We start from the raw sequence: 25,170 nt of genomic DNA on the forward strand, positions 1-25,170 counted from the left end.
AAAAGCGATTTATACTGCGTTATTGATTTTAACAATAGAACCACTATTGTTTGCAATCAATGCCTTGCCTAAATCGCTTTTAATTCCAACTGAAACTCGCACCTTGAGGTGGTTTGGGTATACAATATACGCTGTTAATTTTTCTTATAAATTGAAGGCTCCTTTCATGGTGTTACCAGATAAGTTTATATTCTCGATGAGTCGAGTTTCTAAGGTTGTGCCACCTAAGCGCACTATCTTAAAAGATATTTCTTTACACTTTTTCCCAGGCGCAAAAATTGGTGTGCTAGGTCTAAACGGTGCAGGTAAATCAACGTTACTTCGCATTATGGCTGGTGTTGACCAAGACTTTGAAGGTGAAGCTCGCCCTCAACCAGGCACTAAAATCGGTTACTTACCGCAAGAGCCTGTGCTAGACGAAAGCAAAACAGTTCGCGAAACGGTAGAAGAAGCAGTTAGCGAAGTTAAAAATGCACTAAACCGCCTTGATGAAGTATACAACGAGTATGCAATGGACGGTGCTGACTTCGATGCGCTTGCTAAAGAGCAAGGCGAATTAGAAGCTATCATCCAAGCGCACGACGGTCACAATATCGACAACGTGTTAGAGCGTGCAGCTGATGCATTACGCCTTCCACCTTGGGATGCAAAAATTGAACACCTTTCGGGTGGTGAGCGTCGCCGTGTTGCGATCTGTCGTTTACTACTTGAAAAACCAGATATGCTTATTCTTGACGAACCGACCAACCACTTAGACGCTGAGTCAGTTGCTTGGTTAGAGCGCTTCTTACACGACTACGAAGGTACCGTGGTTGCTGTAACCCACGACCGTTACTTCTTAGACAACGTAGCAGGTTGGATTTTAGAGCTTGACCGTGGTGAAGGTATTCCTTGGGAAGGTAACTACTCATCTTGGCTTGAGCAAAAAGATTTACGTTTACAACAAGAACAGAAATCTGAAAAAGCACGTCAAAAATCAATCGCGCAAGAACTTGAATGGGTTCGTTCAAACCCGAAAGGCCGTCAAGCTAAGTCTAAAGCACGTATGGCACAGTTTTCTGAGCTTCAGCAAAACGATTACCAAAAGCGTAACGAAACGAATGAACTATTCATTCCACCGGGTCCACGCTTAGGTGACCAAGTTATCGAAGTGAAAGGCCTGAAGAAGAGCTTTGGCGACCGTGTATTAATCGATGACTTAAACTTTGCAATGCCGAAAGGCGCTATCGTAGGTATTATCGGTGCCAATGGTGCGGGTAAATCAACGCTATTCAAAATGCTAAGTGGTGAAGAAACGCCTGATAGCGGTGAGATCATTGTTGGTGACACAGTTGAGCTTGCAACGGTTGATCAGTTCCGTGGCGACATGGACGAAAGCAACACTGTTTTCCAAGAAATCTCTAACGGCCAAGACGTATTAAAAATTGGTAACTTTGAATTCCCAAGCCGTGCCTATGTTGGCCGCTTTAACTTCAAAGGTAACGACCAACAAAAATTCGTTAAAGACCTATCAGGTGGTGAGCGCAACCGTTTACACCTAGCTAAGCTATTAAAAGCAGGTGGCAACGTATTACTACTGGATGAGCCAACCAATGACCTAGACGTTGAAACACTACGTGCACTTGAGAACGCTATTTTAGAGTTCCCTGGCTGTGTAATGTGTATCTCGCATGACCGTTGGTTCCTTGACCGTATTGCTACACATATTCTTGATTACCGTGACGAAGGCCAAATTAACTTCTTCGATGGTAACTACACAGAATACGAAGAGTGGTTGAAGAAAACCTTAGGCGCAGAAGCAGCACAACCTAAGCGTATCAAATACAAAAAAATTGGCTAATTAGCTGATACTCAAAAAGCCCCTATTTAGGGGCTTTTTTGTTGCATTAAGGTTTACTATCACTCACTCTATTATGATCTATACTCATTAGTAACTAAAGTGGGAGATACAGCTATGAATGAACGCAGAGAGTTTTCGCGGGTATTATTTTCTTGCCCGGCTGTCCTTCATATAGAAGATAACGACTATCACTGTCAGTTACTTGATTTATCTTTGCAAGGTGCGCTCATTACTAAAAGTGATTCATTTTTAGTGCCTATTCATAGTAAAGCTGACTTAATCTTTACCCTGCCAGAGTCAACTATCGAGATTAAAATGCAAGTGGAGCTGTGCCATGTTGAGCATCAGCATGCAGGCCTTCGCTGCGAACATATTGATATTGATAGTATTACTCACTTAAAACGATTGATTGAGCTCAATCTGGGTGACGAAGCATTATTACATCGCGAGTTAGCTCATTTAATTCACACACCAGAGTAAACATTTGTCGGTAGATTCGTTATGCTGTAGCAAATTCAGCTATTCAATGAGCTATGCAGTTAAATCCTCACTTACCCTTGGTGTATCATCCTAATTATTCGTTTAGTTTCGATCCTAACCATCGCTTTGTAATGAGTAAGTTTGCTTATTTATATGAGCATGTGCAAAACCTTGGATTAATAGATGACAACCTAACTCAACCAGTGCTTGGCAGCCCTGAACCTCTTGAATTAGTGCACTGCGAAAACTATATCCACGACCTTTGGCACAACCGCTTAGATGAAAAAGCGATGCGCCGTATTGGCTTACCTTGGTCAAAAGAGCTGATGGCACGTACCTTTACCGCGCCTCTGGGCACCTTACAAACAGCACGTTTAGCCCTTAAACATGGCATCGCTTGTCACTTAGCGGGTGGCACTCATCATGCCCATACTGATTTTGGCTCAGGCTATTGCATGGTAAACGACCTCGCTTTCACCAGCGAAACCCTGATAAAAAGTGGCGAAGTGACCAATATACTTATTTTTGATTTAGATGTTCATCAAGGTGATGGTACTGCAGCAATGCTGGCGCATCAGCCCTATGCTTATACCTGCTCTATTCACTGTGAAAAGAATTTTCCGTTTCGAAAGTCAGCCAGCGATTTAGACATAGGTTTAGCACCGAATGTCGCTGATAGTGAATACCTAGGCGTTGTTGACGATACGCTGAGTTATTTATTAAACACCCTAAACCCAGATTTAGTGCTTTATGATGCAGGTGTAGATGTGTGGCAGCAAGATGGCTTAGGAAAACTTGATATAAGCTGGCAAGGGATAGCACAACGGGACCATTTAGTCCTCAAGCGTTGCCTTGAGCACAATGTACCTGTCGCAACCGTTATTGGTGGTGGTTATGATAAAGACCATCGCCGTTTAGCGGCTCGCCATGGCATTGTGGTAGAGCAAGCTGCTCGATTTTAAAAATAACAAAGAAAAAAGGCCCGGTGGAGAAAAAACCGGGCCTTTGCTACTGTAACATTGGGATATGTTAGCAACTTTTTTCTAAGTTAAAACAAGTAGCTGTGGAGCTACCGAATGGTAATCTAAAGCCATCGCTATGCTCAAAACCGTGATGTTTACAATTGAAAAAGCAAACACTTGGCGCGCCCAGCCGCTGACGTCAATATTGCGACGATAGCCACGAAGCGCCATTAGCAACCACCAAAAACTCGTTGTACAGGCTACAGCCATAAAGGCTAAACCTGTATAACCACTAATGGTTAATAACATCACAACCAACGCATACACGGCGATATATAAAACAATGTGATGCTTTGCCTTCTCGATCCCCTGCGCTACTGGTAACACAGGAATTCTGGCCGCTTGGTAGTCGTTATAACGAAAGATTGCAATTGCATATGAATGAGGCATTTGCCATAGACTAAACATAACCAATAAAATCACAGCACCAGCATCAAACTGCCCAGTTACGGCACAATAACCCACTACAGGAGGTACTGCACCAGATAAACTTCCTACAAAGGTGCCGTACACAGAACGACGTTTCATGTATAAGCTGTACACACCTACGTAGATGACGTAACCAAAAGTAGCAAATAAGAGTGCCACTACGTTGGTATACACTGCTAATAATCCGAAACCAATAACACCAAGCACGATGCCATGTGCCATAGCCGCCTTTGCTGACATTTCGCCAGTCACTGTGACGCGTTTGCGAGTGCGCGCCATAGCAACATCAATATCACGATCAATTACGTTATTGATCGCGCATCCTGATGCCACTACTAAAGATAACCCTAGTAAGGTTGCGATCATTAACCATGGGTCAATATCACCACGAGAGGCTAGCAAGAATCCCCCCGCGACAGAGATCAAATTGCCCATGATAATGCCAGGTTTAGTGACATTTAAATAACGTCGAAACACTTCCTCGACTCCTCTAATTTTCAGCACAAACGCAATATTACGAAAGAAACTAGTTAGTAACAGACTGTAAGAACTGGAGACACAACCTCAGACTAACCAGCTCCTTTCGTAAATCTTTTTACCAATTACAAAGTAATTGTTATTAGTACATCATCATGGCGTTCGATTCGTAGATGATCCACACCGACAAACCAACCACCATTACAATGATTAAAGCACTAAAGATAAACGACAATGAACTTGCCTTGCCGTCTTCAGTTTTGAAGTTTAGGTGTAAGAAATATTTCAAATGCACCCAAATTTGCACAATCGCCATGCTCACGATGCACCATGCAGTGGTCGTTTTAGAAAACGAACCACTCATCACAGCCCAAAATGGAATAGCCGTTAAAACCACTGACAATAGAAAACCAATTAAATAGTCTTTAACGCTGCCATGTGATTGTTCGTTATGTGCATGAACTTCTAAGTTATTAATTACATGTGATTCACTGTGGCTCATTACATTGCTCCCATTAAATAAACAACGGTAAATACACAGATCCACACCACATCTAAGAAGTGCCAAAATAGGCTTAAACAACTTAGGCGTGTCACTGTTTGTGGGTTTAAACCACGGCGCACAACTTCAATCATCAGGACAGTCATCCAAATAAGACCAGCTGTTACGTGAAGACCGTGTAAGCCCACCAAAGAGAAGAACGATGTTAAAAAGGCACTTTGCTGAGGGCCATTACCGTGCGCAATTAGGTGATGGAATTCGTAAACTTCCATACCAATAAACACTGCACCAAAGGCAAAGGTAACCAGCAACCAAGTTAACGTAGCCGCCTTTTTCTGCCCATGAGCAGAAATCATCGCGAAACCAAAAGTGATACTACTAAGTAGTAGAGCTGCAGTTTCAACTGCAACAAAATCAAGTTCAAAAATATCTTTACCCGACACACCGCCTGCAGTGTTCATGAACAATACTGCGTAGGTTGCAAAGAATGATGCAAACAACAGACAGTCAGTCATAAGATAAAGCCAGAAACCAAATACGGTGTTACCACCTGTATCGTGGTGCTCATGGTCATGTGCATCGACATGACCGTGTGCGCCGTTTAAGGTGTCGAGTCCTGCAGAAATGCTACTCATGCATTCACCTCCTTCGTAGCGGCTGTATTGTGAGCCGTTTCTAGTTCAACAATTTCATCTGGTTGCACGTAGTAATCAACATCGCTGGTGTAACAACGTTTGATGAACACCACGATAGCCCCCAGTAAACCAAAGGCCGCAAGCCACCAAATGTGCCAGATCATGGCAAAACAGAAGGTTGTTAAAGCAGCGCTCATTAATACACCTGCCGATGTATTCTTTGGCATATGAATTGGGCTATAAGAGGCTTCTTGCTTGTAAGCTAAGCCTTTTTCTTTCATGTCTGTCCACGCATCGATGTCATCAACATGAGGGATTTTCGCAAAGTTGTAGTACTGCGGAGGTGAAGCCGATGCCCACTCAAGGGTATGACCATTCCACGGATCGCCCGTTGTATCATCAAGTTGCTCGCGGTTTTTGAAGCTCACTACAAGTTGCACAACTTGGAACAAGATACCGAACATAATGATCACCGCACCGCCAGCTGCAATGTATAACCAAATGTTCCAATCAGGGTTGTTCGTGTGGTTTAAGCGACGTGTCATACCTAAGAAACCAAGTACGTATAACGGCATAAATGCCACGAAGAAACCAATTAACCAGCACCAGAAAGATCGTCTGCCCCAGCTCTCGTCAAGTTTGAAGCCCATTGCTTTAGGGAACCAAAACGCAAAACCAGCTAAATAACCAAATACCGCACCACCAATGATGGTGTTATGGAAGTGAGCGATTAAGAATAAGCTGTTATGTAATACGTAGTCAGCACCAGGAATAGCAAGTAACACGCCGGTCATACCACCGATAGTAAAAGTCACCATGAAACCTAAAGTCCAAAGGACAGGCACAGTAATTCGTAAACGACCACGATACATAGTGAATAACCAGTTAAATAACTTAACCCCGGTCGGTACCGCAATAACCATGGTCATAACACCAAAGAAGGCATTAACGTTAGCGCTTGAGCCCATAGTAAAGAAGTGGTGAAGCCAAACGATGAACCCTAAAATCGAAATTGCACCGCTTGCATAAACCATCGACTTATAACCAAACAGGCGTTTACCCGCAAACGTTGAGATAACTTCTGAGAAAATACCAAACGCAGGTAAGATCAGAATGTAAACCTCAGGGTGACCCCATGCCCAGAATAAGTTGATGTACATCATCGCGTTACCACCTAATTCATTCGTGAAGAAGTGGAAATCGAGATAACGGTCAAGCGTTAGCATTGCCAGTACAGCTGTTAAAATTGGGAACGATGCTGCAATTAAGATATTCGCCCACGTGCATGCCCAAGTAAAAATAGGCATTTTCATTAATGTCATGCCTGGTGCACGCATTTTAAATACAGTCGCTAAGAAGTTTACCGATGTTAATAAGGTACCCAAGCCGGATATCTGCAAGGCCCATATATAATAGTCGACCCCGACACCTGGACTGAATGACAACTCTGACAACGGTGGATATGCCACCCAACCCGTTTTCGCAAACTCACCAAAGAATAATGAGATATTGATTAGGATTGCACCGCCAGCAGTTAACCAAAAGCTAAGGTTATTTAAGAATGGGAATGCAACATCACGAGCACCAATTTGCAACGGTAAAATGATGTTCATTAAACCAATCATAAACGGCATCGCCATAAAGATGATCATAATCACCCCGTGTGCCGTAAATATTTGGTCATAGTGCTCTGGTGGTAAGTAACCACTTGCACCGCCGGTAGCCATTGCTAATTGCAGTCGCATCATAATGGCATCCGCGAAACCACGGAAAAGCATGATAAGCGCGAGAATGATGTACATGACACCTAAACGCTTATGGTCAATTGAGGTGATCCAGTCGTGCCAAATCACGCCCCACTTTTTATATTTTGTTACTAAGCCTGCCACTAACAGACCTAAGACAGCAACAACCGTCATGGTAACCATGATAATTGGTTCATGAAACGGGATTGCGTCTAATGTTAATTTACCTAACAACGACATGATTATTCCTCGTCCTCGCTGTGCTTCTTATGAGCTGAGTGCTCTGGCATAGCGTGTTGCATTGCACCGTGAGAGCCATGCGCTTGCATATATTTCATTACGATTGAATGGAACATATCTTTATCTACGCTGGCATAGTATTTAACTGGGTCGTATTCACTTGGTTTTGCAAGTTCAACATAGCTTTGCTTAGTCAATGCAGAACCGGTATTTTTTACTTTGTTTACCCAAGCATCGAAATCAGCTTCTGTGGCTGTTGCAATGGCATCGAACTTCATACCAGTGAAACCTGCACCACTGTAGTTAGCAGAAAAGCCTTTAAAAGTACCCGGCTCATCAGCGATTAAGTGAAGCTTTGTTTCCATACCGGCCATTGAGTAAATTTGGCTACCAAGCTGTGGAATGAAAAACGAGTTCATGGTGCTTTCTGAGGTGATTTTGTACTGCACTGGCACATTGGCAGGAAAAACAAGCTCATTCACTGTGGCGATGCCTTGTTCTGGATAAATGAATAACCATTTCCAGTTCAAAGAAACAACCTCAACAGTAAGGTGCTTACCTTTACCCTCAAGTGGTTTATATGGGTCAAGTTGTTGCGTTGACTGCCACGTGATCACACCTAAAATCGCAACGATGATGATAGGAATGGTCCAAACTACAGCTTCAATCTTGGTAGAGTGCGCCCACTTTGGAGCGTAAATTTCTTGATCTCGTCCATCACGGTATTTCCATGCAAAATAAATTGTCATGGCAATAACTGGAATCACAACAATCAGCATTAACACCGTAGCTACGATAATTAAATACTTCTCGTCGACACCAATTTGACCTTTTGGATCGAGTACCCCGCCTTTACAGCCAGACAAAGCCAGCACTAAAGACGCTAGAGCAATATTACAAAGGTTTCGAATTGACAAAGGAATATCCTACAACCTAAAAGTTAACACTTGTCGAAATAAGTACACGACGCTTTTCTGCAACAGATGCTACAGATATCCCCTGCTGATTAACGAGCACGACAAATCGACACGCTAAAAAGTGAGGGATTTTAGGTTGGCTGACTGAAATTTGGGCGTAAAAAACCCACTAGGTGCTTAGTAAAGACAACTTAGAAAATGACTAAAATGGCTGAACTTAAGCAACAAAGCTTATTTACAGACAACCACTTACACGAGGAGGAGCACGACAGCCATGAGCGCTGTGTACTACTAAAGACTTTATCGTTTCACGCGCAGCGAAGGCCGCTTTACGTAAAATGACACCTGCACGACGCGCAGGGAAGAAATGGAAGACCAACCAGCATAGACCAATTAGTAATTGGCAAGACACCACAGGGTAAGCTAAAAAACTCAACACATTAAGCAACGGTGTTTCGTATAAAGCACCTTCGCTTAATAAGCTTCTTAGCCCTTGAGCATCTTCTAATGTACCGTTGATTATCATCGCTGAATTAATCAGCAACAAGGCTAAAACTGACATTAGCTCTTTACCAGCAAAAAACGCACGCGCAGCCAATTGCAACCTAGCTAAGCTAGACTGTTTGACACCTTGTGACTGATTAATTGCTCGCAAAACTCACGCCTTTTTATCGCTTTTACTGCATTTTAGGTAAATGGCTTACCCTATTTTTTAATGCGGTAACATGATCTTCATCAATAAAGTTTCAGTAATTACTGAAATTTCGATGTGGAGTATAACAAAGTCAACAGACGGTACAAGTAGAATTTAACAGCGCAAGGTTAAGTATTATTTAGCCATTTGATAACAAACTGTAAAAAAACCAAATCATTAAAGCTAAGTAATTAAAAGTAATACTGTATTTTATATAGCGAAAAGCAATGAAGAAAAAGAAAATAGCATAAAAATAGCGTTTTAAAGCATACTTAGTCAGTATCAAACAAAGCTTTAATACTGAACAAGGATTAGCCAAACCATAAAAAATATAATATTCTTTATGGGATTAAAATAAAGAATAAAAGAGATAATTATGCGCCTATATGCACTCGCCACAGCCCTTTTAGCATTAAGTACAAGTACACTTGCAAATACGATTGAAGACACCGCTGTAGCTGGCTTAGATAAGCCTGCGATTTACTACGCCGATATAGAGCCACACTTAAAAAGCGCAGCAAAACACCCAAGCGTTACACTAAAACAAATCGGCACTTCTTTCCAAGGACAGGCACTTAACTCTCTTAAAATCGGCACAGGCCCAATCAAAGTGATGATGTGGAGCCAAATGCACGGCGACGAAAATACAGCAACTGCGGCACTGATGGATTTTTTAAGCTTTATAACCGCAGATGAAAACGCACAATGGCTAGAAAGCTGGCAACAGAAAATAACTCTTCTCATTATCCCTATGGTGAACCCGGATGGCGCTGCTGTTCAAACCCGCCATAATGCACAAGGTATTGATTTAAATCGTGATGCAAAAGCTCTTCGCACAAAAGAAGGGCAAATACTCATGGCTGCGGCAGATGCATTCAAACCTGACTTTGGCTTTAACTTACATGATCAGAATGCCTATTACGGTGCAGGTAAAATGGGAAAACAAGCCACCATTTCAGTGCTAGCACCCGCCTATAATGAAGCAAGAGAAGTAAATAAAAGTCGTGGTGAGGCTATGCAGTTTATTGCCCACTTAGCCAAAACAGTTGAAACAATGATCCCGGGGCACTTAGGCAAGTACAACGACAGTTACTCTTATCGCAGTTTTGGAGATACTTTTTCAGAAAAAGGTATCCGAACTATATTAATTGAATCAGGCGCTTACCCAAACGACCCAAATCGCCAAATAGCCCGTAAGGTTAACCGTGTTTTATATAAAAAGGCTATTGATTCAATAACTTCACAGGAATGGAAAAGCGCTAAAATGACCCAGTACCACGCTATTCCATTTAATGCTAAAGACAATTGGGTAGACTTACTAATAGACGATGTAACAGTAAAGAGTGAACTTGGTGATTACCAGATAGATATTGCAATAAACAACAAAGGACAGTCACCCATAATTAAAGAATTGGGTGATATAAGCAGTATCCGCCAAGGTTACACCAGTTTAGATGCAAGCAGCCTGAACTTTAAGGTAGGTAACAGCTTTGTATTAAATGAGCCGTTAACGCTTACCGAAAATAAATATAAAGAGCTTTTAATACAAGGGTATAGTTGCTTTTCTGGCGATATTAATATGCTAGGAAACGCCACAAATTGGCCAGTTTACGCATGCAAAAGTGTATTTACATCAATACCTTCACTTAATGCACCTGCAGCCTTTTTCTTACAAGCAAATGGCAAAAATAAGTACGCAGTTTTAGGGGCTGAGCTAATTAATTTAGATTGAACACGATTTAAAAGGACAGGCACTGTTAAAAGTGCCTGTTAGATCTCCAAATACCTTAAATTTGTAACCTAAAATTATAACGGTTTAGGCAAACTACTCTATTAGCTTTATCTAATAATAAAAACCAAGATAAAAGATTTAGCTTTATGAGAATTAAAAGCAAAAGTTAGCTGCAAGAGTTTGCAAAAAATAAAAGTCGAGAGAAATTTAAGATTAACTAGCAAGTAATAACTTACAGCTTGCTAGGTTACTTCGTCGCTTACGAGCAGTTTTACTGCAATAACTTTCGATAGCCCCCACTCGACCTGCAGCTCCACGAAATAAGTTTTCAAATTGAGTTGTTAGTGTTAACCAGTTTTCAGCTTCGAAATTTAGCCTTTCAAGAATAGGAGGTAAATGATGCCCTATATATCCCGGCTTATCCGCGCTGATACAACGCCCAGTTTGCTCTACCAGTAACAAGTATGACTTTAACTCAAAAGGTATACCCTTTGATTTATACTTACTCATGCCACCAATAAAACGAGCTAGTAATTTAGGTTGCTTTGACTCCTTCGCACTCTGGAATCGCTTTTTAAAGCTGGTATAGTCCGATTGCTCCGGCGTGCTCGCAGCTTTAGCACGAACAGGGTTTAAATCAACATAGGCCATACATGCTAAAAGTGCTGATTCATCAAGGAGCGCTTGGCTTTTGAAACGCCCTTCCCAAAAGTGACCTGTACACTCATCTTCTTTATTTGCACGTCTGGCAATATACTCATTAAGCATTCGCATGAACCAACTAATGCTCGAAAGGCGCGCTCTGTATTCTGCAACCTCTCTATTCAAGAAGACTTGTTGGCCGTCACTTAACGGCTCACCATGAAGGAATTTTTGACCTAAAGGCGTTGCTTTACTGAGCTTAAACCAACGTAATAGAATGGCTTTATCCGATAACCTGTTTGCTTTTTTATCATCAACATAAATAACAAGATGCGTATGATTGCTCATCACGGCATAAGCACACACATCAATACAAAATATCTTTGCAAGAAAGAGCAGCCGCTCTTCGACCCATCCCCGGCGGTGTTCATATGATTTACCAGTGAGTGCGTCTTCTCCACAAAGGTAAGCGCGTCTAACGCAACGGGATACACAATGATAATACTTGGTGTTCGACAAACAGATTTGCCACTTCCTTGCTAAAGCCATCGTTCACTCCTTGAACTGATAATTTGAAATGCATTAGCTGTAACTAAAGTGTAGACAAAATCCGTTTTGCCGCAAGATTAAGTTAACAGATAAAAGTGACTGTCCGTTTAAGTGAGTTTTACTTTTAACGTCGTATTTCTATGTTTCTGCATATATAAAATTTTCGAATATGCATAATTGCCTTTATTTTTGGGCCAATGATTTCCTGCTACTTTTAAGTAAAGAACCTAGTTTATGAGGTATAAAGTGAATACATTTAACTGCCTGATGATAATAGCTTTTCTTATATTTTCAAGTGTAGGGCATGCTGGGACAGGCGTCGCAATTGACCTAGAGAAAGCGCAAGCCTACACACCCGCCCCTGAAAACTTAAAAGCTCGAGAACGTTTTCAAGATAATAAGTTTGGCATCTTTTTACATTGGGGGCTGTATAGCCAGCTTGGTGGTGTAGGAAGCCCCTATGGAGCCGAGTGGATCATGGAAGACTTACGAATTTCAGGCCCTAAGTATCAGCGTTTAGCTGAATTTTTTAATCCAACAGGCTTCGATGCAGAGCAATGGGTTAAGGCGTTTAAAGATGCTGGAGCAAAGTATATTGTTATTACTTCAAAGCATCATGATGGGTTTGCTATGTACGACAGTAAAGTTTCTAACTTTGATATTGTCGATAGTACACCTTATAAAAAAGACCCTATAAAAGAGCTTGCTAATTCAGCTCATAAACATGGTTTACAACTTTTCTTTTACTACTCTCACCTTGATTGGCATCACCCAGATTACTACCCATGGGGCCGAACAGGCCATTACACTAAGCGAGAAAAAGTGGTGACTGGGAAAAATACCTGCAATTTCAAGATGCACAACTAAAAGAGCTTTTAACTCAATATGGGCCAATTGGTGGTATTTGGTTTGATGGTTGGTGGGATCAAGAAGACTCCCACAATTGGGATAACTGGCAACTACAACGCACTTATAAAATGATCCATGAATTACAACCAGCAACCTTAATCGTAAATAACCATCACAGATTTACTGTTCCGGGAGAAGATTATCAGGGCTTTGAACAACAGCTGCCTACTAATCAAGAACGATTAGGTGAATTACCTTTAGAAATGGCACAAACAATGAACGGTAGCTGGGGGTTCAGTTTAACTGATGATAATTACAAGACGACTAAAGAGCTCGTGCAAACCTTAGTAAGTGCCGCAGGAAGAAACTCTAATTATTTACTAAATACTGGGCCTATGCCTAACGGCAAGATCCAACCTGAAAACCTAAAAACGTTTGCTGAGATTGGTCAGTGGCTGAAGGTGTTCGGTAAAAGTATATACGGTACTCGAGGCGGCCCTATTTCCCCGCAAGACTGGGGAGTGACCACTCATAATAATGAGAGTATTTTTATTCATATTCTCAACTGGCAAGCAGATACATTAAGTATAGAACTTGCAACCCCTATCAAGTCTGCAACTAATTTAAAAACCTCAGAACCAGTTAACTTTAAACAACTTGAGAGCGCAATTACACTAGAAAGTTTGAAGTTTGAAGTTTGATAATGAAGAGTACGTTCAAGTTATCAAGTTAAAGCTAAAATGATCAACGTCTAAAAGCAGTCAAAAAACTAATTTTAAAATTAAAGATGACTGTCCACATAAAATATATTTAACACTGACTGGGCTTAAAAAAGAGAGTCGCTGCCTCAGAAAATTTAACAGTGACTGTCCTTGTAAAATTCAGTGACTGTCCTTGTAAAATTTAGGTATTAAAAAAGCGCCTTTAGGCGCTTTTTTCTGTGGTTAAAGAATTTGATTCTCTTTCCAGGCTTGTTCTTTTGCCATGCGCTTTTTACGCTTGTCACATGGGTCGTCGCAGTCGCAGGCTTTGTCGATACCAACAGCGCCTAGGCCACCACAACTACTGGCCATAGATTTCTTTTGCACAATCATGCCGACAGCCATCGCTGCCACAATTAAAATGAGTAGACCAAATGTAAGAAGAAAAAGTGACATTGCTTTGCCCCTATCGTCAGCAATTAAATCGAGCCCAACTAATTAGGCTGCATGTATTATATACCCAAACCACCTCAAGGTGCGAGTTTCAGTTGGAATTAAAAGCGATTTAGGCAAGGCATTGATTGCAAGCAATAGTGGTTCTATTGTTAAAATCAATAACGCAGTATAAATCGCTTTTAAACCAACCCTTTGGGCGCTTCACAGGCGCTTACTCTCATCGTTGTTACTTCTTAAAAGGGACTGCCATTGTTGCAAAGTAACGCCTTGATATTAAGCACCTGTGAAGCGCTGAATTCTGCATCTTGAGATGGCTTGGGTATGCACTGCTTCTTGCCCTGCTACAAATATGGTTTAAATGCAGGGCTTGAATAAGTTACTAAGCCATTGCCTGACTTACCAATTAAGTACACCGGCAAATCGTGCTCTTCGGCGTATTTCTGCGCCTTTTCCATGCCCATCACTGTGATTGCCGTCGCTAAGCCATCTGCAGTCATCGCTGATGGGTGTAAAACAGTAACTGATACCAAATCATGACGGCTCGGCATACCTGTTACAGGGTCAATTAAGTGGCTATAGGTAACACCATCCATTTCGTAAAAAATTCGGTAATCACCTGATGTCGCAATACCATTAGTGCCCGGCTCAATTACTTTATGCACTTTACGCACGCCAGGCTCAGCATCAGGCTGTTCAATTGCAATTTTCCAGGAGATGTTGTTTGGCTTAATACCCGACACACGAAGCTCACCACCTATCTCAACCATATAATTAGTGAAACCATGGCTTTCTATCACTTGTGCTACTTTATCAATACCATAGCCTTTTGCTGTAGCAGAAAACGACAGCTCTAAGCCATCAATTGTTTTCATCAGACCAGCATCTGTAAGTTCAAGCTTATCAACACCAATTTTGGCAACCATTGCAGCCAAGTCTTCATCGCTTGGGCGTTTAGTCGGCTTTTTATCTGGACCAAAGCCCCACAAGTCAATAAGTGGCCCCATAGTCACATCTAACGTTTTTGTTGATTCGCCAAGGCGAATTGATTCAGCTACCACGTTTCTAAAATCAGCGCTTATTGGCATTACCTGCCCTGCTGGTAACTGGTTGAACTGGTTAATTTCTGAATCAGGAATGTAAGTCGACATAGATTGGTTTACATCTTTAAGTACTTGCTTAATTTCAGGATGTAAATCAACATCTGCAACCTTTGAAGACTCTGCAAACACCTTAATATGATAAGTGGTGCCCATCGTCTTACCTTCAAAATAAAGCTCTTCAGCCTTATCAGCTTGGCTGCAGCCAGCCATGAGTAAAGTCATAGTTAATAGAAAAAAGGCCATCAAGCCTTGGCGATAAAACACTCTATTCATAGCATTCACCTTTTAGATACCACAGGGTTCGGTATAGAAATAAAAAAGCCTCGTAACACTATGTGCTACGAGGCCTGTATTCTAACCAAAACTTATTGTTTTGTGTATGGTGTTAGCCACCGAAGTCATCTAATAAGATGTTTTCGTCTTCTACACCAAGATCTTTAAGCATGTTGATAACAGCCGCGTTCATCATTGGAGGACCACACATGTAGAACTCACAATCTTCTGGCGCTTCATGATCTTTCAAGTAGTTTTCATAAAGTACGTTATGGATGAAGCCTGTGTAACCTTCCCAATTATCTTCTGGTTGTGGATCAGACAGTGCTGTGTGCCATACAAAGTTATCGTTTTCTGCTGCTAAGCCATCGAAATCTTCTACGTAGAACATTTCACGCTTAGAACGCGCACCATACCAGAAGCTCATCTTACGCTTAGATTTTAAACGCTTAAGTTGGTCAAAGATATGTGAACGCATTGGTGCCATACCTGCACCACCACCTACGAATACCATTTCTGCATCAGTGTCTTTCGCGAAGAACTCACCGAATGGGCCAGAGATAGTTACTTTATCACCTTCTTTTAATGACCAAATGTACGAAGACATTTTACCACATGGAAGGCTTAGGTCTCTTGGCGGCGGCGTAGCGATACGCACGTTAAGCATGATGATGCCTTCTTCTTCTGGATAGTTAGCCATTGAGTATGCACGAATTGTTTCGTCGTCTACTTTAGACTCCAGATCGAAGAAACCGAAGTGGTTCCAGTCGCCACGATACTCTTCTGGAATATCGAAATCAGCGTATTTAACGTGGTGAGCAGGTGCTTCAATTTGAATATAACCACCGGCACGGAAAGGTACTGACTCGCCATCAGGAATTTGTAACTTAAGTTCCTTGATGAACGTTGCCTTGTTATCGTTAGAGATAACAGTACAGTCCCACTTCTTAACACCGAAAATTGACTCTTCAAGTTCAATTTCCATGTCGTTCTTAACATTTACCTGACACGCTAAACGGCAGCCTTCACGAGCTTCACCTTTAGAGATGTGATCAAGTTCTGTTGGTAAGATATCGCCGCCACCTTCTTTGATGTGTACACGACACTGACCACAAGAGCCACCGCCACCACATGCAGATGAAACGAAGATACCTGAATCAGCTAGCGCGCCTAATAGCTTGCTACCTGCAGATGTTTTAATAGCTTTTTCTGGGTCGCCATTAATTCCGATGATGATATCGCCGCTTGCTACTAATTTAGATTTAGCACCAATGATAACTAAAACTAAAATAACAACGATAGCGATGAAAACACCAACGCCTAAGAAAATCTCATTCATGATTTATCCTCGCTACCTATTAAAGTGAAATACCAGAGAATGACATAAAGCCAAGACCCATAAGACCAACAGTGATGAAAGTAATACCTAAACCACGTAAGCCATCAGGAACGTCTGAGTACTTCATTTTTTCACGGATACCAGCAAGTAAAGTAATTGCTAGTGCCCAGCCCACACCTGAACCGATACCATAAACAACAGACTCGCCGAAGTTATAGTTACGCTCAACCATGAAAGATACCGCACCGAAGATCGCACAGTTAACTGTGATCAGTGGTAAGAAGATACCTAACGCGTTGTAAAGTGCAGGGAAGAACTTATCTAATGCCATTTCAAGAATTTGTACAAGTGCTGCAATAACACCGATGAAAGTCAAGAAACGTAAGAAGCTAAGGTCTGCTTCTGGGTAGCCAAGCCACTCTAATGCACCAGGTGCAAGAACAGCGTGATAAACCAAGTTATTTACAGGTACTGAGATACCTAGTACCACGATAACTGCCACACCTAGGCCAATTGACGTTGTTACTTTCTTTGATACAGCAAGGAAAGTACACATACCTAGGAAGAAGGCTAAAGCTAAGTTTTCAATGAAAACCGCTTTTACAAATAAACTAATATAATGTTCCACTGCTCGCCCCTTACGCTTTTGCTTCTACTTGGTCTTTCTTGAAGGTACGAAGTACCCAGATGAATAAACCAATAATGAAGAATGCACTCGGTGGTAAAATCAATAGACCCATTGGTTGATACCAGCCACCATTTTGTACTAATGGAATAATATCAACACCGAATAGTGAACCTTTACCGAATAACTCACGGATGAAACCAACAGTTAGTAGTACTACTGAGTAGCCTAAACCGTTACCGATACCATCTAAGAAAGACATTAACGGTGGTGACTTCATTGCGTATGCTTCAGCACGACCCATTACGATACAGTTTGTAATGATTAGACCAACGAATACTGAAAGCTCTTTAGCTGTTGCATAAGAGAATGCTTGCAGTACTTGGTCAACAACGATTACAAGTGATGCGATGATCGTCATTTGCACGATGATACGTACAGATGATGGGATGTGGTTACGAATTGACGAAATAAACAAGCTAGAAAACGCAGTTACTAGTGTCAATGCGATTGACATGATTAGTGCATTTTTTAAGCTTGATGTTACCGCTAGCGCAGAACAAATACCTAGTACTTGTAATGCGATCGGGTTATTTGCGAATACCGGGCCAAATAGGACCGACTTCATTTCTTTAGTATCAGCCATTATTTCAACGCTCCTTCACGTACTTTCGCAAGGAATGGACCAAAGCCATGCTCGCCAGTCCAGAAGTCAACTGTGTGATCAACACCGTTTGAAGTTAATGTTGCACCAGAAAGACCATCGATTTGATGTTCGTTCTTCGCACCGCTCTTCATGATATTGATTGGTAACTCTTTACCTTGCCATTTAGCAGTCCATTGTGGATTTTGAATTTCACCACCTAGACCTGGCGTTTCGTTGTGCTTGAAGAAGTTGATGTTTTTAACTGTTTCACCATCGCTTTCAAGCGCTAAGAAGCCGTACATTACACCCCAAAGGCCGTAACCTTGGATTGGTAGAATGATTGCGTCTGTAGAACCATCAGGTTTCTTCGAAATATATACAGGTGAATTTTTTGTCATACGCTGGATACCAGCGATGTCTTTAATTCCTTCTGCTTTCAACGCAAAGCTACGAGCCTGGTCGAATTTTGTTTTCTCGAAGTCAAATGAGTTAGGATCAGCACCTTCAACAAACTCACCTGTGTTCATGTCTACAACACGTGCTTCAATTTTTGAGTTAAAGGTATCTGACACAGTACCTGATACTTCAATGCCTGCAGCCGCTAAGATATTACGTTGAATATCTTGTGTTTTGTTAGCTTGCTGTAAAGGACGAAGCTGAACTGAAGCAAACGATACGATGATTGCACACACTAAACATAGTGCAACAACAACGGTTAGCGTTTTGCCGATTGATTCGTTATTACTAGACATTACGTGCCAACCTCCGCTTGATATTAGCTTGCACTACAAAGTGATCGAATAATGGTGCAAATAAGTTAGCAAATAAGATTGCTAGCATCATACCTTCTGGGAATGCCGGGTTAACAACACGGATCATTACAACCATAAAGCCGATTAACGCACCGTAAGCGAACTTACCTTTGTCTGTGAATGATGCAGATACAGGGTCTGTTGCCATGAAGAACATACCAAATGCAAAACCACCAAGAACTAAGTGCCAGTGCCAAGGCATTGCAAATACAGCGTTAGTTTCTGAACCAATTGTATTTAGTAAGAATGCCGTTGCAACCATACCTAGGAATACACCTAGTACGATACGCCATGAAGCGATACGCACGTAAATTAGGAATAAACCACCGATTAATAGTGCTAGTGTTGACGTCTCACCCATAGAACCTTGAATGAAACCGTAGAACGCATTCCACCATAGCTCCATGTTGCTGTAATCAAGTGAACCAACAACAGCTTGGCCAAGCATAGTTGCACCAGAGAATGAATCTACTGCTGTCCATACTGTGTCACCTGAAATTTGCGCTGGGTATGCGAAGAATAAGAACGCACGACCGGCAAGAGCAGGGTTAAGGAAGTTACGACCTGTACCACCAAAGATTTCTTTAGCGATTACAACACCAAACGTAATACCTAATGCAACTTGCCATAAAGGAATCGTCGCAGGCAGGATTAGTGCGAATAATACAGATGTTACAAAGAAACCTTCATTTACTTCGTGCTTACGCACTGAAGCAAATAGTACTTCCCAGAAACCACCCACAGCAAACGTTACTGCGTATATTGGTAGGAAGAAGCAGGCACCGTAAAACATTTTCGCGCCCCAACCAGAATCAGCAGTTAATTCACCACCGAATAATTGGAACAGACCAACTTGCCATGTGTTTGCTAGTTCAAAACCTTGCGCTAAAGCACCAGCGGCCTGATGACCGATGTTGAACATACCAAAGAACATTGCAGGGAACGTCGCCATCCACACTAAAATCATCATACGTTTTAGGTCGATGTTATCGCGAACGTGTGTTTTGCCTTTATTTACATAACCAGGCGTGTAGAAAATAGTCGCTGCAGCTTCGTAAAGCGCATACCATTTTTCGTGTTTACCACCCGGTTCAAAATGCGGCTCAATATCTTCTAGAAATTTCTTTAAACCCATCTCTCTAGCCTTCCTTCTCGATCGTAGTCAAGCAATCGCGTAGGATTGAACCGTACTCGTATTTACCTGGACAAACGAAGGTACATAATGCTAAATCTTCTTCATCAAGCTCTAGCGCACCTAACGAAATAGCACCATCAAGATCACGTGCGATTAAATCACGTAATAATAGTGTAGGTAGGATGTCTAAAGGCATAACACGCTCATAGCTACCAATTGGAACCATGGCACGCTTCGAACCACCTGTTGAAGTCGTCATGTTAAATAGACGGCTAGGAGCAAGGTGAGATAAGAAGGTACGTGTTACTGAGAACTTGTTAGCACCTGGTGCGATCCAACCGAATAGCTCTTTTTCGCGACCTTCAAGTAATACAGATACTTGAACATGGTAACGACCTAAGAACGCGTGTGGACCTTGAGAAATAGCGCCTGATAATACAGAACCAGAAATTACACGGTTATCACCGTCTTCTAATTCACCAGCAACTAAATCATCTAAAGATGCACCTAGCTGAGTTTTCACTAAGCGTGGGTTTTTAACACGAGGACCTGCAAGAGAAACAACACGGTCTGTGAAGATTTCACCTGTTAGGAATAAATTACCAAACGCGATTACGTCTTGGTAACCTAAGTGCCAAACCTGCTTGCTTGCAGAAACTGGGTCTAAGTTATGAATGTGTGTACCAACAAGACCTGCCGGATGCTTGCCACCAAACTCATGTACTTCTACTTGAGGGATTGATGAACTAGGCACTTGGCTACCAGCTTGTTTACAAACAAATACTTTGCCGTCAGTCAAACGAGATACCACAGCTAAACCTGCTTCAAATGCTGCAGTGTTTTCAGCAATGATTACTGCAGGATCTGCAGCTAGCGGGTTAGTGTCGATAGCCGTTACAAAGATAGAGCTAGGATTTGCATCCAAAGCAGCTACTCTGCTGAATGGGCGAGCACGTAGTGCTGTCCATTGACCTGACTGAACTAGTACTTCTTTAACTTTTTCACGGTCTAAGCCCGAAAGCTCGTCGGCCTTGAAAGAGTCAAAGGTGATTTGCTCACTGCCATTAACTTCAATAACAACAGATTGCAGCACACGTTTAGCACCACGATTGATTTCTTTAACTACCCCAGAAGCTGGTGCAGTAAATAAGACGCCTGGGTTCTTTTTGTCTTCAAAAAGTACCTGGCCTTTTTTGACTTGGTCATCCACGCGAACATGCATGGTTGGACGCATACCAATATATTCTTCACCTAGCACAGCTACACGTTTGACGGCAGAACCATCGTGAATAACTTGCTGAGGTGCGCCCTCTATCGGTAAATCCAGACCTTTTTTTATGTTGATCATACGCACTTGCATTACATTAACGGAAAGAAACTGAAAAATCGTACCAACCACGTCGCCATTTGATATGCTCAAGTTAAACTCTAAGTATCAAAGAATAGCCTGTTTAACACCCCAAACAAGCAACGCAGTAAACTCCTCACATATATTGCCCGAATTTTAACATCAATCAGGGTGACTATGCGAGAGCAAATATGAAATTTATACGACAGATACGGTTATTTAGACTACAAAAACCTTTTGAATAAAATTCAATATAGACCAAAGTGCTATTGATGATGTTTTATTTTCACCCATAAACAAAAAAGTCGCTTAAAAAAGCGACTTTACAAAATCAAGTTTGTTCAGTGATTAATCGATCAGCTGTGAAATCGCAACATCAGGATTCACATCTTGCTCGTAATCTACACTGTCGATACCAAAACCGAATAAACGTAAAAATTCATTGTGGTAACCCACGTAATCCGTTAATTCGTCAATCGTATCTGTATCTACTGTATCCCAAACATGTTGTACACGAGCTTGAACATCATCTTCTAACTCTTTGTAGTTTTGGAATAAATGACCACCTTCGTCAAAACGTGGGGTTTCACCGTAAAGGTTTTCAGTAAATAGTGAGTGAATTTGCTCAATGGTACCTTCGTAAGTCCCGTCTGCTTTCATTACTTTGAATAAAGCAGAGATATATAAAGGCATAATTGGAATTGCCGAGCTTGCTTGTGTCACAACCGCATTTAATGAAGAAACATACGCTTCACCATTTAAGCCTTTTGTAGACTCTTTGATTGCTTGAGTTGCACGGTCAAGATCTTCTTTCGCTTTACCAATTGTCGCATGACCGTAAATTGGCCATGTTAATTCTTTACCGATGTAAGTGTAAGCAGTCGTTTTGAAGTTATCAGCTAGCACATCCGCTTCTTTTAATGCGTCAATCCACATTTCCCAATCTTCACCGCCCATTACTTTAATTGTATTGTCGATGTCTTCTTGACTTGCTGCTTCAACCGTTACTTCATCAATCACACGCTTTGAAGTGTTTAGGTTCTTCGTTGTGATATCTGAGCCAATAGGCTTAAGTGTTGATGAGTAAGTTTCGCCTGTATTTGGATCAGTACGACGAGGTGACGCTAGGCTGTAGATAACTAAATCAATTTTACCTAGATCAGCTTTGATAGTATCAATTGCTTTTTGCTTGATTTCGTTAGAAAACGCATCGCCATTGATATTTTTAGACCATAAACCTGCTTCTTCAGCGGCTGTTTGGAATGCAGCAGTGTTGTACCAACCTGCAGAACCTGTTTTACGTTCGCTACCTTCTTTTTCAAAGAAAATACCTAACGTTTTAGCACCGCCACCAAATGCAGCTGTGATACGTGATGCTAGGCCGTAACCTGTAGACGCACCAATCACTAATACATTCTTAGGTGCATTGCTCAGTGGTCCTTGCGCTTTCACATAATTAATTTGTTCTTGTACGTGCTCAGCACACCCTACTGGGTGCGCGTTAGTGCAGATAAATCCACGAATTTTCGGCTTAATGACCATTGATCATCCTATATCTATCACAATAAAAATTAGCGCTAGTTTAAAGGCTAATAGTTAAAATACAGGTCTGATCAGTAAAACTTTTCAGACCCACTTAAATCTTTCGGGCTTAAAACCCCAAGTAACAAGCAGTTTAGAGTGACTGTCCTTCTAACTTTGAGTGACTGTCCTGCTAACTTTGAGTGACTGTCCTGCTAACTTTGAGTGACTGTCCTGCTAACTTTGAGTGACTGTCCTGCTAACTTTGAGTGACTGTCCTGCTAACTTTAGGTGGCTGTCCTGCTAAATTAGTCGAACTTTGAGCCGCCTAAGCATTTTGGTGATTCAGGTGCCTGTCCATGTTGTTCACTAAACTCTTCGGGAGTAAATGTGTGAATCGCTAATGCATGAATATGGTTTGCTAATTCATCTTTTAATAGCTCATTAATTTGACGGTGACGTGCAAGTAAACGTTTACCTGCAAATTCTTCACTCACAACCACCACTTTAAAATGCGATTCAGTTCCACGGCTATGCATATGGCTTTCATTGACAACATTCAGGTGTTTACATTCGATACCCGCAGCAAGCTTTTGCTCAATTTGTTGTTGCATTGACATGTGTCATAGACCTTTAATAAGAAAATAATTGGCAGCTACTATATCAAGGGCATGACTCATTTTGCCAATGATTTTATATGATTGAACGAAAGGTGAGGTTAATTCGAGGGTGTTTGAGTCTTTGCTGCTTTGGCAAACTATGCTGGTAATCGCGCTGGCTAAAACCATTCATGATTAAACAGCTGCCACTTTGCAGCACAATGCTATGTTGTTCATTATTATGTTTGTGCTTTATTTTAAATATCCGTTCGGCCCCTAGTGATACAGAAGCGATTGTCGGTTGCTCCCCAAGTTCTTTCTCATCGTCACTATGCCAGCCCATACAATCATGACCATCTCGATACAAATTAACTAAAAGCGCATTGAATGGTATCTGCAAAGTTCTTGATAAGCGTACACGCATGGCATCAAGCACCTCTGGCCATGGCTCAACGATTAACTGTGAACCCGAGTAACCATAACTTACGTTCTGATCAGCAATAAAGCATTGCAAACGTGGGATCACATGGCTTTTTCCGTACACTTTTATAGTTGGTTGCTGCCAATTGAGCTGTTGCTGAAGAAAGTAAAATAACTCGAGGCTTTTTTGTGCACTCAATGCATTAGCTTGGTAAGAAAACCCATCTGGTAAATGATTAGGGTTGGCGTTTGGCTGTTGCATGTTAGAATTTACCTATACATTAATACATTCGTAAAATCATGATGACCACCCAAGCACAGCTCGGTGATAACACCTATACCCTAGAACGCTTTCCGTTAGATCAAAAAAATCGCAGTCTTCAAGCGTGGGACTCAGGCGATGAGTACCTTGTCAATTATGTACAAGAGCACTATCCAGATGCAAATTCAATCCTGATACTCAATGACAGTTTTGGCGCTTTAGCCTGTGCCTTTAATACGTTAACAGTTTATTCAGTTAACGACTCGTATATTGGTCATCAAGCTACCCGTTATAATTTACAAGCCAATGAGTTATCAACAGATTCTTCAACGCAACTGGACTCATTAGCTGCGTTACCTAGTCAGGTTGATTTAGTGATATTAAAAGTGCCACGCAATTTAGGCTACCTTCAGCATCAACTTGCCGCAATCAGTGCAGCTTTACCTGCCGACATTGATGTTATTGCAGCTGGAAAAACGAAAGACATTCACAACTCAACTATAAAGGCTTTTAGTCAGTATATCGGTGAAACATCAACCAGCTTAGCGGTTAAAAAGTCCCGCTTAATCATCAGTAAAACCAGCGGCCTTAATAAAGTTGCCCCCTTCCCTGTTAACTGGCCACTTGAAGGAAGTGAGTTTGAAATTCAAAATCATGCCAATGTATTTTCTCGAGACTCATTAGACATTGGCGCGCGCTTTTTCTTTAACTATTTGCCACAAACAAGTAAAGCTCGCAGCATCATTGATTTAGGCTGTGGTAATGGTGTTGTTGGCTTAATGACTTTAAAGCGTTGCCCTAAAGCCCATGTGACCTTCGTTGATGAGTCGTTTATGGCCGTTGAATCAGCTAAATTAAACGTCGCTCACAATCTACCAGAGCAATTAGAGCAGTGTGAGTTTGTCCAAAACGATTGCTTAACCGATTTTCAACCTAACAGTGTTGACCTCGTTTTATGTAATCCGCCATTCCACCAAGCGCAAGCGGTTACTGATCATATTGCTTGGCAAATGTTCAAACAGGCAAAACACACATTAAAGCACGGTGGTGAATTAAGAATTATTGGTAATCGTCATCTAGACTATCATGAAAAGTTAAAACGCATGTTCGGCAATTGTAAGTTGTTAGGGTCTAACAAAAAGTTTGTCGTACTAAGTGCAACAAAGAATAATTAATGGAG

At 41.5% G+C, this 25,170-nt stretch carries 25 protein-coding genes; 7 read left to right on the forward strand and 18 right to left on the reverse strand.

The window, feature by feature from the left end; translation table 11 throughout:
- Positions 1-166 precede the first annotated feature (166 nt).
- The 3 genes from ettA (at position 167) to WA256_RS04620 (ending at position 3,282) form a co-directional block, all read left to right on the forward strand.
- The gene (gene ettA / locus WA256_RS04610; RefSeq protein ID WP_054562291.1) at positions 167-1,840 is read left to right on the forward strand and encodes an energy-dependent translational throttle protein EttA; all 1,674 of its coding nucleotides are present in this window, start codon (positions 167-169) and stop codon (positions 1,838-1,840) included.
- Between the two features lie 114 nt (positions 1,841-1,954).
- Entirely contained in the window at positions 1,955-2,320 is a 366-nt protein-coding gene (locus WA256_RS04615; RefSeq protein ID WP_335989295.1) for a PilZ domain-containing protein, read from the forward strand.
- A 53-nt stretch (positions 2,321-2,373) separates the two neighbouring features.
- Positions 2,374-3,282 carry a histone deacetylase family protein gene (locus WA256_RS04620; protein WP_335989297.1) on the forward strand — a complete coding sequence of 303 codons (909 nt, stop codon included), beginning with the start codon at positions 2,374-2,376 and terminating at the stop codon, positions 3,280-3,282.
- Positions 3,283-3,363: 81 nt separating this feature from the next.
- Here the strand turns inward: WA256_RS04620 and cyoE are convergent, their stop codons facing one another.
- The 6 genes from cyoE to WA256_RS04650 all read right to left on the reverse strand — a co-directional run bounded on the left by cyoE (position 3,364) and on the right by WA256_RS04650 (position 8,942).
- Positions 3,364-4,248, reverse strand: coding sequence for a heme o synthase (gene cyoE, locus WA256_RS04625; protein ID WP_054554292.1), 885 nt, complete (start codon positions 4,246-4,248; stop codon positions 3,364-3,366).
- Between the two features lie 142 nt (positions 4,249-4,390).
- Positions 4,391-4,750: a cytochrome o ubiquinol oxidase subunit IV gene (gene cyoD / locus WA256_RS04630; RefSeq protein ID WP_054562295.1), complete on the reverse strand. Its 360-nt coding sequence runs from the start codon at positions 4,748-4,750 to the stop codon at positions 4,391-4,393.
- Positions 4,750-5,385 (reverse strand): cytochrome o ubiquinol oxidase subunit III, encoded by a 636-nt coding sequence (cyoC, locus tag WA256_RS04635; protein ID WP_054554290.1) that lies wholly within the window; start codon positions 5,383-5,385, stop codon positions 4,750-4,752. Before cyoC ends, cyoD begins: the two co-directional genes overlap by 1 nt.
- Entirely contained in the window at positions 5,382-7,370 is a 1,989-nt protein-coding gene (gene cyoB / locus WA256_RS04640) for a cytochrome o ubiquinol oxidase subunit I (RefSeq protein WP_054554289.1), read from the reverse strand. Before cyoB ends, cyoC begins: the two co-directional genes overlap by 4 nt.
- 2 nt (positions 7,371-7,372) lie before the next feature.
- A complete protein-coding gene (gene cyoA, locus WA256_RS04645; protein ID WP_199527264.1) occupies positions 7,373-8,287 on the reverse strand; it encodes a ubiquinol oxidase subunit II in 915 nt (304 codons plus the stop codon).
- Positions 8,288-8,522: 235 nt separating this feature from the next.
- Positions 8,523-8,942, reverse strand: coding sequence for a hypothetical protein (locus tag WA256_RS04650; RefSeq protein WP_335989302.1), 420 nt, complete (start codon positions 8,940-8,942; stop codon positions 8,523-8,525).
- A gap of 415 nt (positions 8,943-9,357) precedes the next feature.
- On the opposite strand from WA256_RS04650, the gene WA256_RS04655 reads away from it, so the two are divergent.
- A complete protein-coding gene (locus tag WA256_RS04655; RefSeq protein WP_335989304.1) occupies positions 9,358-10,713 on the forward strand; it encodes a M14 family metallopeptidase in 1,356 nt (451 codons plus the stop codon).
- Between the two features lie 213 nt (positions 10,714-10,926).
- Here the strand turns inward: WA256_RS04655 and WA256_RS04660 are convergent, their stop codons facing one another.
- Positions 10,927-11,904: a transposase gene (locus WA256_RS04660; protein ID WP_335989306.1), complete on the reverse strand. Its 978-nt coding sequence runs from the start codon at positions 11,902-11,904 to the stop codon at positions 10,927-10,929.
- A gap of 246 nt (positions 11,905-12,150) precedes the next feature.
- Here WA256_RS04660 and WA256_RS04665 point away from each other — a divergent pair, with 246 nt between their 5' ends.
- Together WA256_RS04665 and WA256_RS04670 are read left to right on the forward strand one after the other, a co-directional pair.
- Positions 12,151-12,771 carry an alpha-L-fucosidase gene (locus WA256_RS04665; RefSeq protein WP_335989308.1) on the forward strand — a complete coding sequence of 207 codons (621 nt, stop codon included), beginning with the start codon at positions 12,151-12,153 and terminating at the stop codon, positions 12,769-12,771.
- A 26-nt stretch (positions 12,772-12,797) separates the two neighbouring features.
- The gene (locus WA256_RS04670) at positions 12,798-13,454 is read left to right on the forward strand and encodes an alpha-L-fucosidase (RefSeq protein WP_442961416.1); all 657 of its coding nucleotides are present in this window, start codon (positions 12,798-12,800) and stop codon (positions 13,452-13,454) included.
- A 243-nt stretch (positions 13,455-13,697) separates the two neighbouring features.
- Here the strand turns inward: WA256_RS04670 and nqrM are convergent, their stop codons facing one another.
- From nqrM to WA256_RS04725, 11 genes are all read right to left on the reverse strand, one after another.
- The gene (gene nqrM, locus WA256_RS04675) at positions 13,698-13,910 is read right to left on the reverse strand and encodes a (Na+)-NQR maturation NqrM (protein WP_036966498.1); all 213 of its coding nucleotides are present in this window, start codon (positions 13,908-13,910) and stop codon (positions 13,698-13,700) included.
- A 341-nt stretch (positions 13,911-14,251) separates the two neighbouring features.
- Positions 14,252-15,283 (reverse strand): FAD:protein FMN transferase, encoded by a 1,032-nt coding sequence (locus tag WA256_RS04680; protein ID WP_335989313.1) that lies wholly within the window; start codon positions 15,281-15,283, stop codon positions 14,252-14,254.
- A 112-nt stretch (positions 15,284-15,395) separates the two neighbouring features.
- Positions 15,396-16,622: an NADH:ubiquinone reductase (Na(+)-transporting) subunit F gene (nqrF, locus tag WA256_RS04685; protein WP_054562303.1), complete on the reverse strand. Its 1,227-nt coding sequence runs from the start codon at positions 16,620-16,622 to the stop codon at positions 15,396-15,398.
- A gap of 19 nt (positions 16,623-16,641) precedes the next feature.
- Positions 16,642-17,250 carry an NADH:ubiquinone reductase (Na(+)-transporting) subunit E gene (gene nqrE, locus WA256_RS04690; RefSeq protein WP_016708692.1) on the reverse strand — a complete coding sequence of 203 codons (609 nt, stop codon included), beginning with the start codon at positions 17,248-17,250 and terminating at the stop codon, positions 16,642-16,644.
- A 10-nt stretch (positions 17,251-17,260) separates the two neighbouring features.
- A complete protein-coding gene (locus WA256_RS04695; RefSeq protein ID WP_054554281.1) occupies positions 17,261-17,893 on the reverse strand; it encodes an NADH:ubiquinone reductase (Na(+)-transporting) subunit D in 633 nt (210 codons plus the stop codon).
- The gene (locus tag WA256_RS04700; protein WP_054562304.1) at positions 17,893-18,645 is read right to left on the reverse strand and encodes a Na(+)-translocating NADH-quinone reductase subunit C; all 753 of its coding nucleotides are present in this window, start codon (positions 18,643-18,645) and stop codon (positions 17,893-17,895) included. The genes WA256_RS04695 and WA256_RS04700 overlap by 1 nt, the downstream gene beginning before the upstream one ends.
- On the reverse strand, positions 18,638-19,840 hold the full coding sequence (locus WA256_RS04705; protein ID WP_054554279.1) for an NADH:ubiquinone reductase (Na(+)-transporting) subunit B: 1,203 nt from the start codon (positions 19,838-19,840) through the stop codon (positions 18,638-18,640). The genes WA256_RS04700 and WA256_RS04705 overlap by 8 nt, the downstream gene beginning before the upstream one ends.
- 4 nt (positions 19,841-19,844) lie before the next feature.
- Positions 19,845-21,188: a Na(+)-translocating NADH-quinone reductase subunit A gene (locus WA256_RS04710; RefSeq protein WP_058586535.1), complete on the reverse strand. Its 1,344-nt coding sequence runs from the start codon at positions 21,186-21,188 to the stop codon at positions 19,845-19,847.
- Between the two features lie 348 nt (positions 21,189-21,536).
- Positions 21,537-22,730 (reverse strand): enoyl-ACP reductase FabV, encoded by a 1,194-nt coding sequence (gene fabV / locus WA256_RS04715; protein ID WP_054562305.1) that lies wholly within the window; start codon positions 22,728-22,730, stop codon positions 21,537-21,539.
- A gap of 287 nt (positions 22,731-23,017) precedes the next feature.
- Positions 23,018-23,329, reverse strand: a complete 312-nt coding sequence (locus tag WA256_RS04720; RefSeq protein ID WP_054554277.1) for a BolA family protein — start codon at positions 23,327-23,329, stop codon at positions 23,018-23,020.
- Positions 23,330-23,402: 73 nt separating this feature from the next.
- Positions 23,403-23,990, reverse strand: a complete 588-nt coding sequence (locus tag WA256_RS04725; RefSeq protein WP_062566710.1) for an alpha-ketoglutarate-dependent dioxygenase AlkB family protein — start codon at positions 23,988-23,990, stop codon at positions 23,403-23,405.
- A gap of 41 nt (positions 23,991-24,031) precedes the next feature.
- Here WA256_RS04725 and WA256_RS04730 point away from each other — a divergent pair, with 41 nt between their 5' ends.
- Positions 24,032-25,165: a methyltransferase gene (locus tag WA256_RS04730; RefSeq protein ID WP_335989394.1), complete on the forward strand. Its 1,134-nt coding sequence runs from the start codon at positions 24,032-24,034 to the stop codon at positions 25,163-25,165.
- Positions 25,166-25,170: the final 5 nt, after the last annotated feature.

The organism is Pseudoalteromonas sp. CH_XMU1449-3, from assembly GCF_037027245.1.
Lineage (GTDB): Bacteria > Pseudomonadota > Gammaproteobacteria > Enterobacterales > Alteromonadaceae > Pseudoalteromonas > Pseudoalteromonas shioyasakiensis.

Bases quoted from the DNA above. Each gene is read 5' to 3' on its own strand.
- WA256_RS04710 (WP_058586535.1), bottom strand. From the start codon at position 21,188: ATGATCAACATAAAAAAAGGTCTGGATTTACCGATAGAGGGCGCACCT.
- nqrF (WP_054562303.1), bottom strand. From the start codon at position 16,622: ATGAATGAGATTTTCTTAGGCGTTGGTGTTTTCATCGCTATCGTTGTT.
- WA256_RS04680 (WP_335989313.1), bottom strand. From the start codon at position 15,283: ATGAATAGAGTGTTTTATCGCCAAGGCTTGATGGCCTTTTTTCTATTA.
- WA256_RS04615 (WP_335989295.1), top strand. From the start codon at position 1,955: ATGAATGAACGCAGAGAGTTTTCGCGGGTATTATTTTCTTGCCCGGCT.
- ettA (WP_054562291.1), top strand. From the start codon at position 167: ATGGTGTTACCAGATAAGTTTATATTCTCGATGAGTCGAGTTTCTAAG.
- WA256_RS04700 (WP_054562304.1), bottom strand. From the start codon at position 18,645: ATGTCTAGTAATAACGAATCAATCGGCAAAACGCTAACCGTTGTTGTT.
- nqrM (WP_036966498.1), bottom strand. From the start codon at position 13,910: ATGTCACTTTTTCTTCTTACATTTGGTCTACTCATTTTAATTGTGGCA.
- cyoC (WP_054554290.1), bottom strand. From the start codon at position 5,385: ATGAGTAGCATTTCTGCAGGACTCGACACCTTAAACGGCGCACACGGT.
- WA256_RS04705 (WP_054554279.1), bottom strand. From the start codon at position 19,840: ATGGGTTTAAAGAAATTTCTAGAAGATATTGAGCCGCATTTTGAACCG.
- fabV (WP_054562305.1), bottom strand. From the start codon at position 22,730: ATGGTCATTAAGCCGAAAATTCGTGGATTTATCTGCACTAACGCGCAC.
- WA256_RS04720 (WP_054554277.1), bottom strand. From the start codon at position 23,329: ATGTCAATGCAACAACAAATTGAGCAAAAGCTTGCTGCGGGTATCGAA.
- cyoD (WP_054562295.1), bottom strand. From the start codon at position 4,750: ATGAGCCACAGTGAATCACATGTAATTAATAACTTAGAAGTTCATGCA.
- WA256_RS04660 (WP_335989306.1), bottom strand. From the start codon at position 11,904: ATGGCTTTAGCAAGGAAGTGGCAAATCTGTTTGTCGAACACCAAGTAT.
- WA256_RS04695 (WP_054554281.1), bottom strand. From the start codon at position 17,893: ATGGCTGATACTAAAGAAATGAAGTCGGTCCTATTTGGCCCGGTATTC.
- WA256_RS04730 (WP_335989394.1), top strand. From the start codon at position 24,032: ATGACCACCCAAGCACAGCTCGGTGATAACACCTATACCCTAGAACGC.
- WA256_RS04620 (WP_335989297.1), top strand. From the start codon at position 2,374: ATGCAGTTAAATCCTCACTTACCCTTGGTGTATCATCCTAATTATTCG.
- WA256_RS04725 (WP_062566710.1), bottom strand. From the start codon at position 23,990: ATGCAACAGCCAAACGCCAACCCTAATCATTTACCAGATGGGTTTTCT.
- WA256_RS04655 (WP_335989304.1), top strand. From the start codon at position 9,358: ATGCGCCTATATGCACTCGCCACAGCCCTTTTAGCATTAAGTACAAGT.
- cyoB (WP_054554289.1), bottom strand. From the start codon at position 7,370: ATGTCGTTGTTAGGTAAATTAACATTAGACGCAATCCCGTTTCATGAA.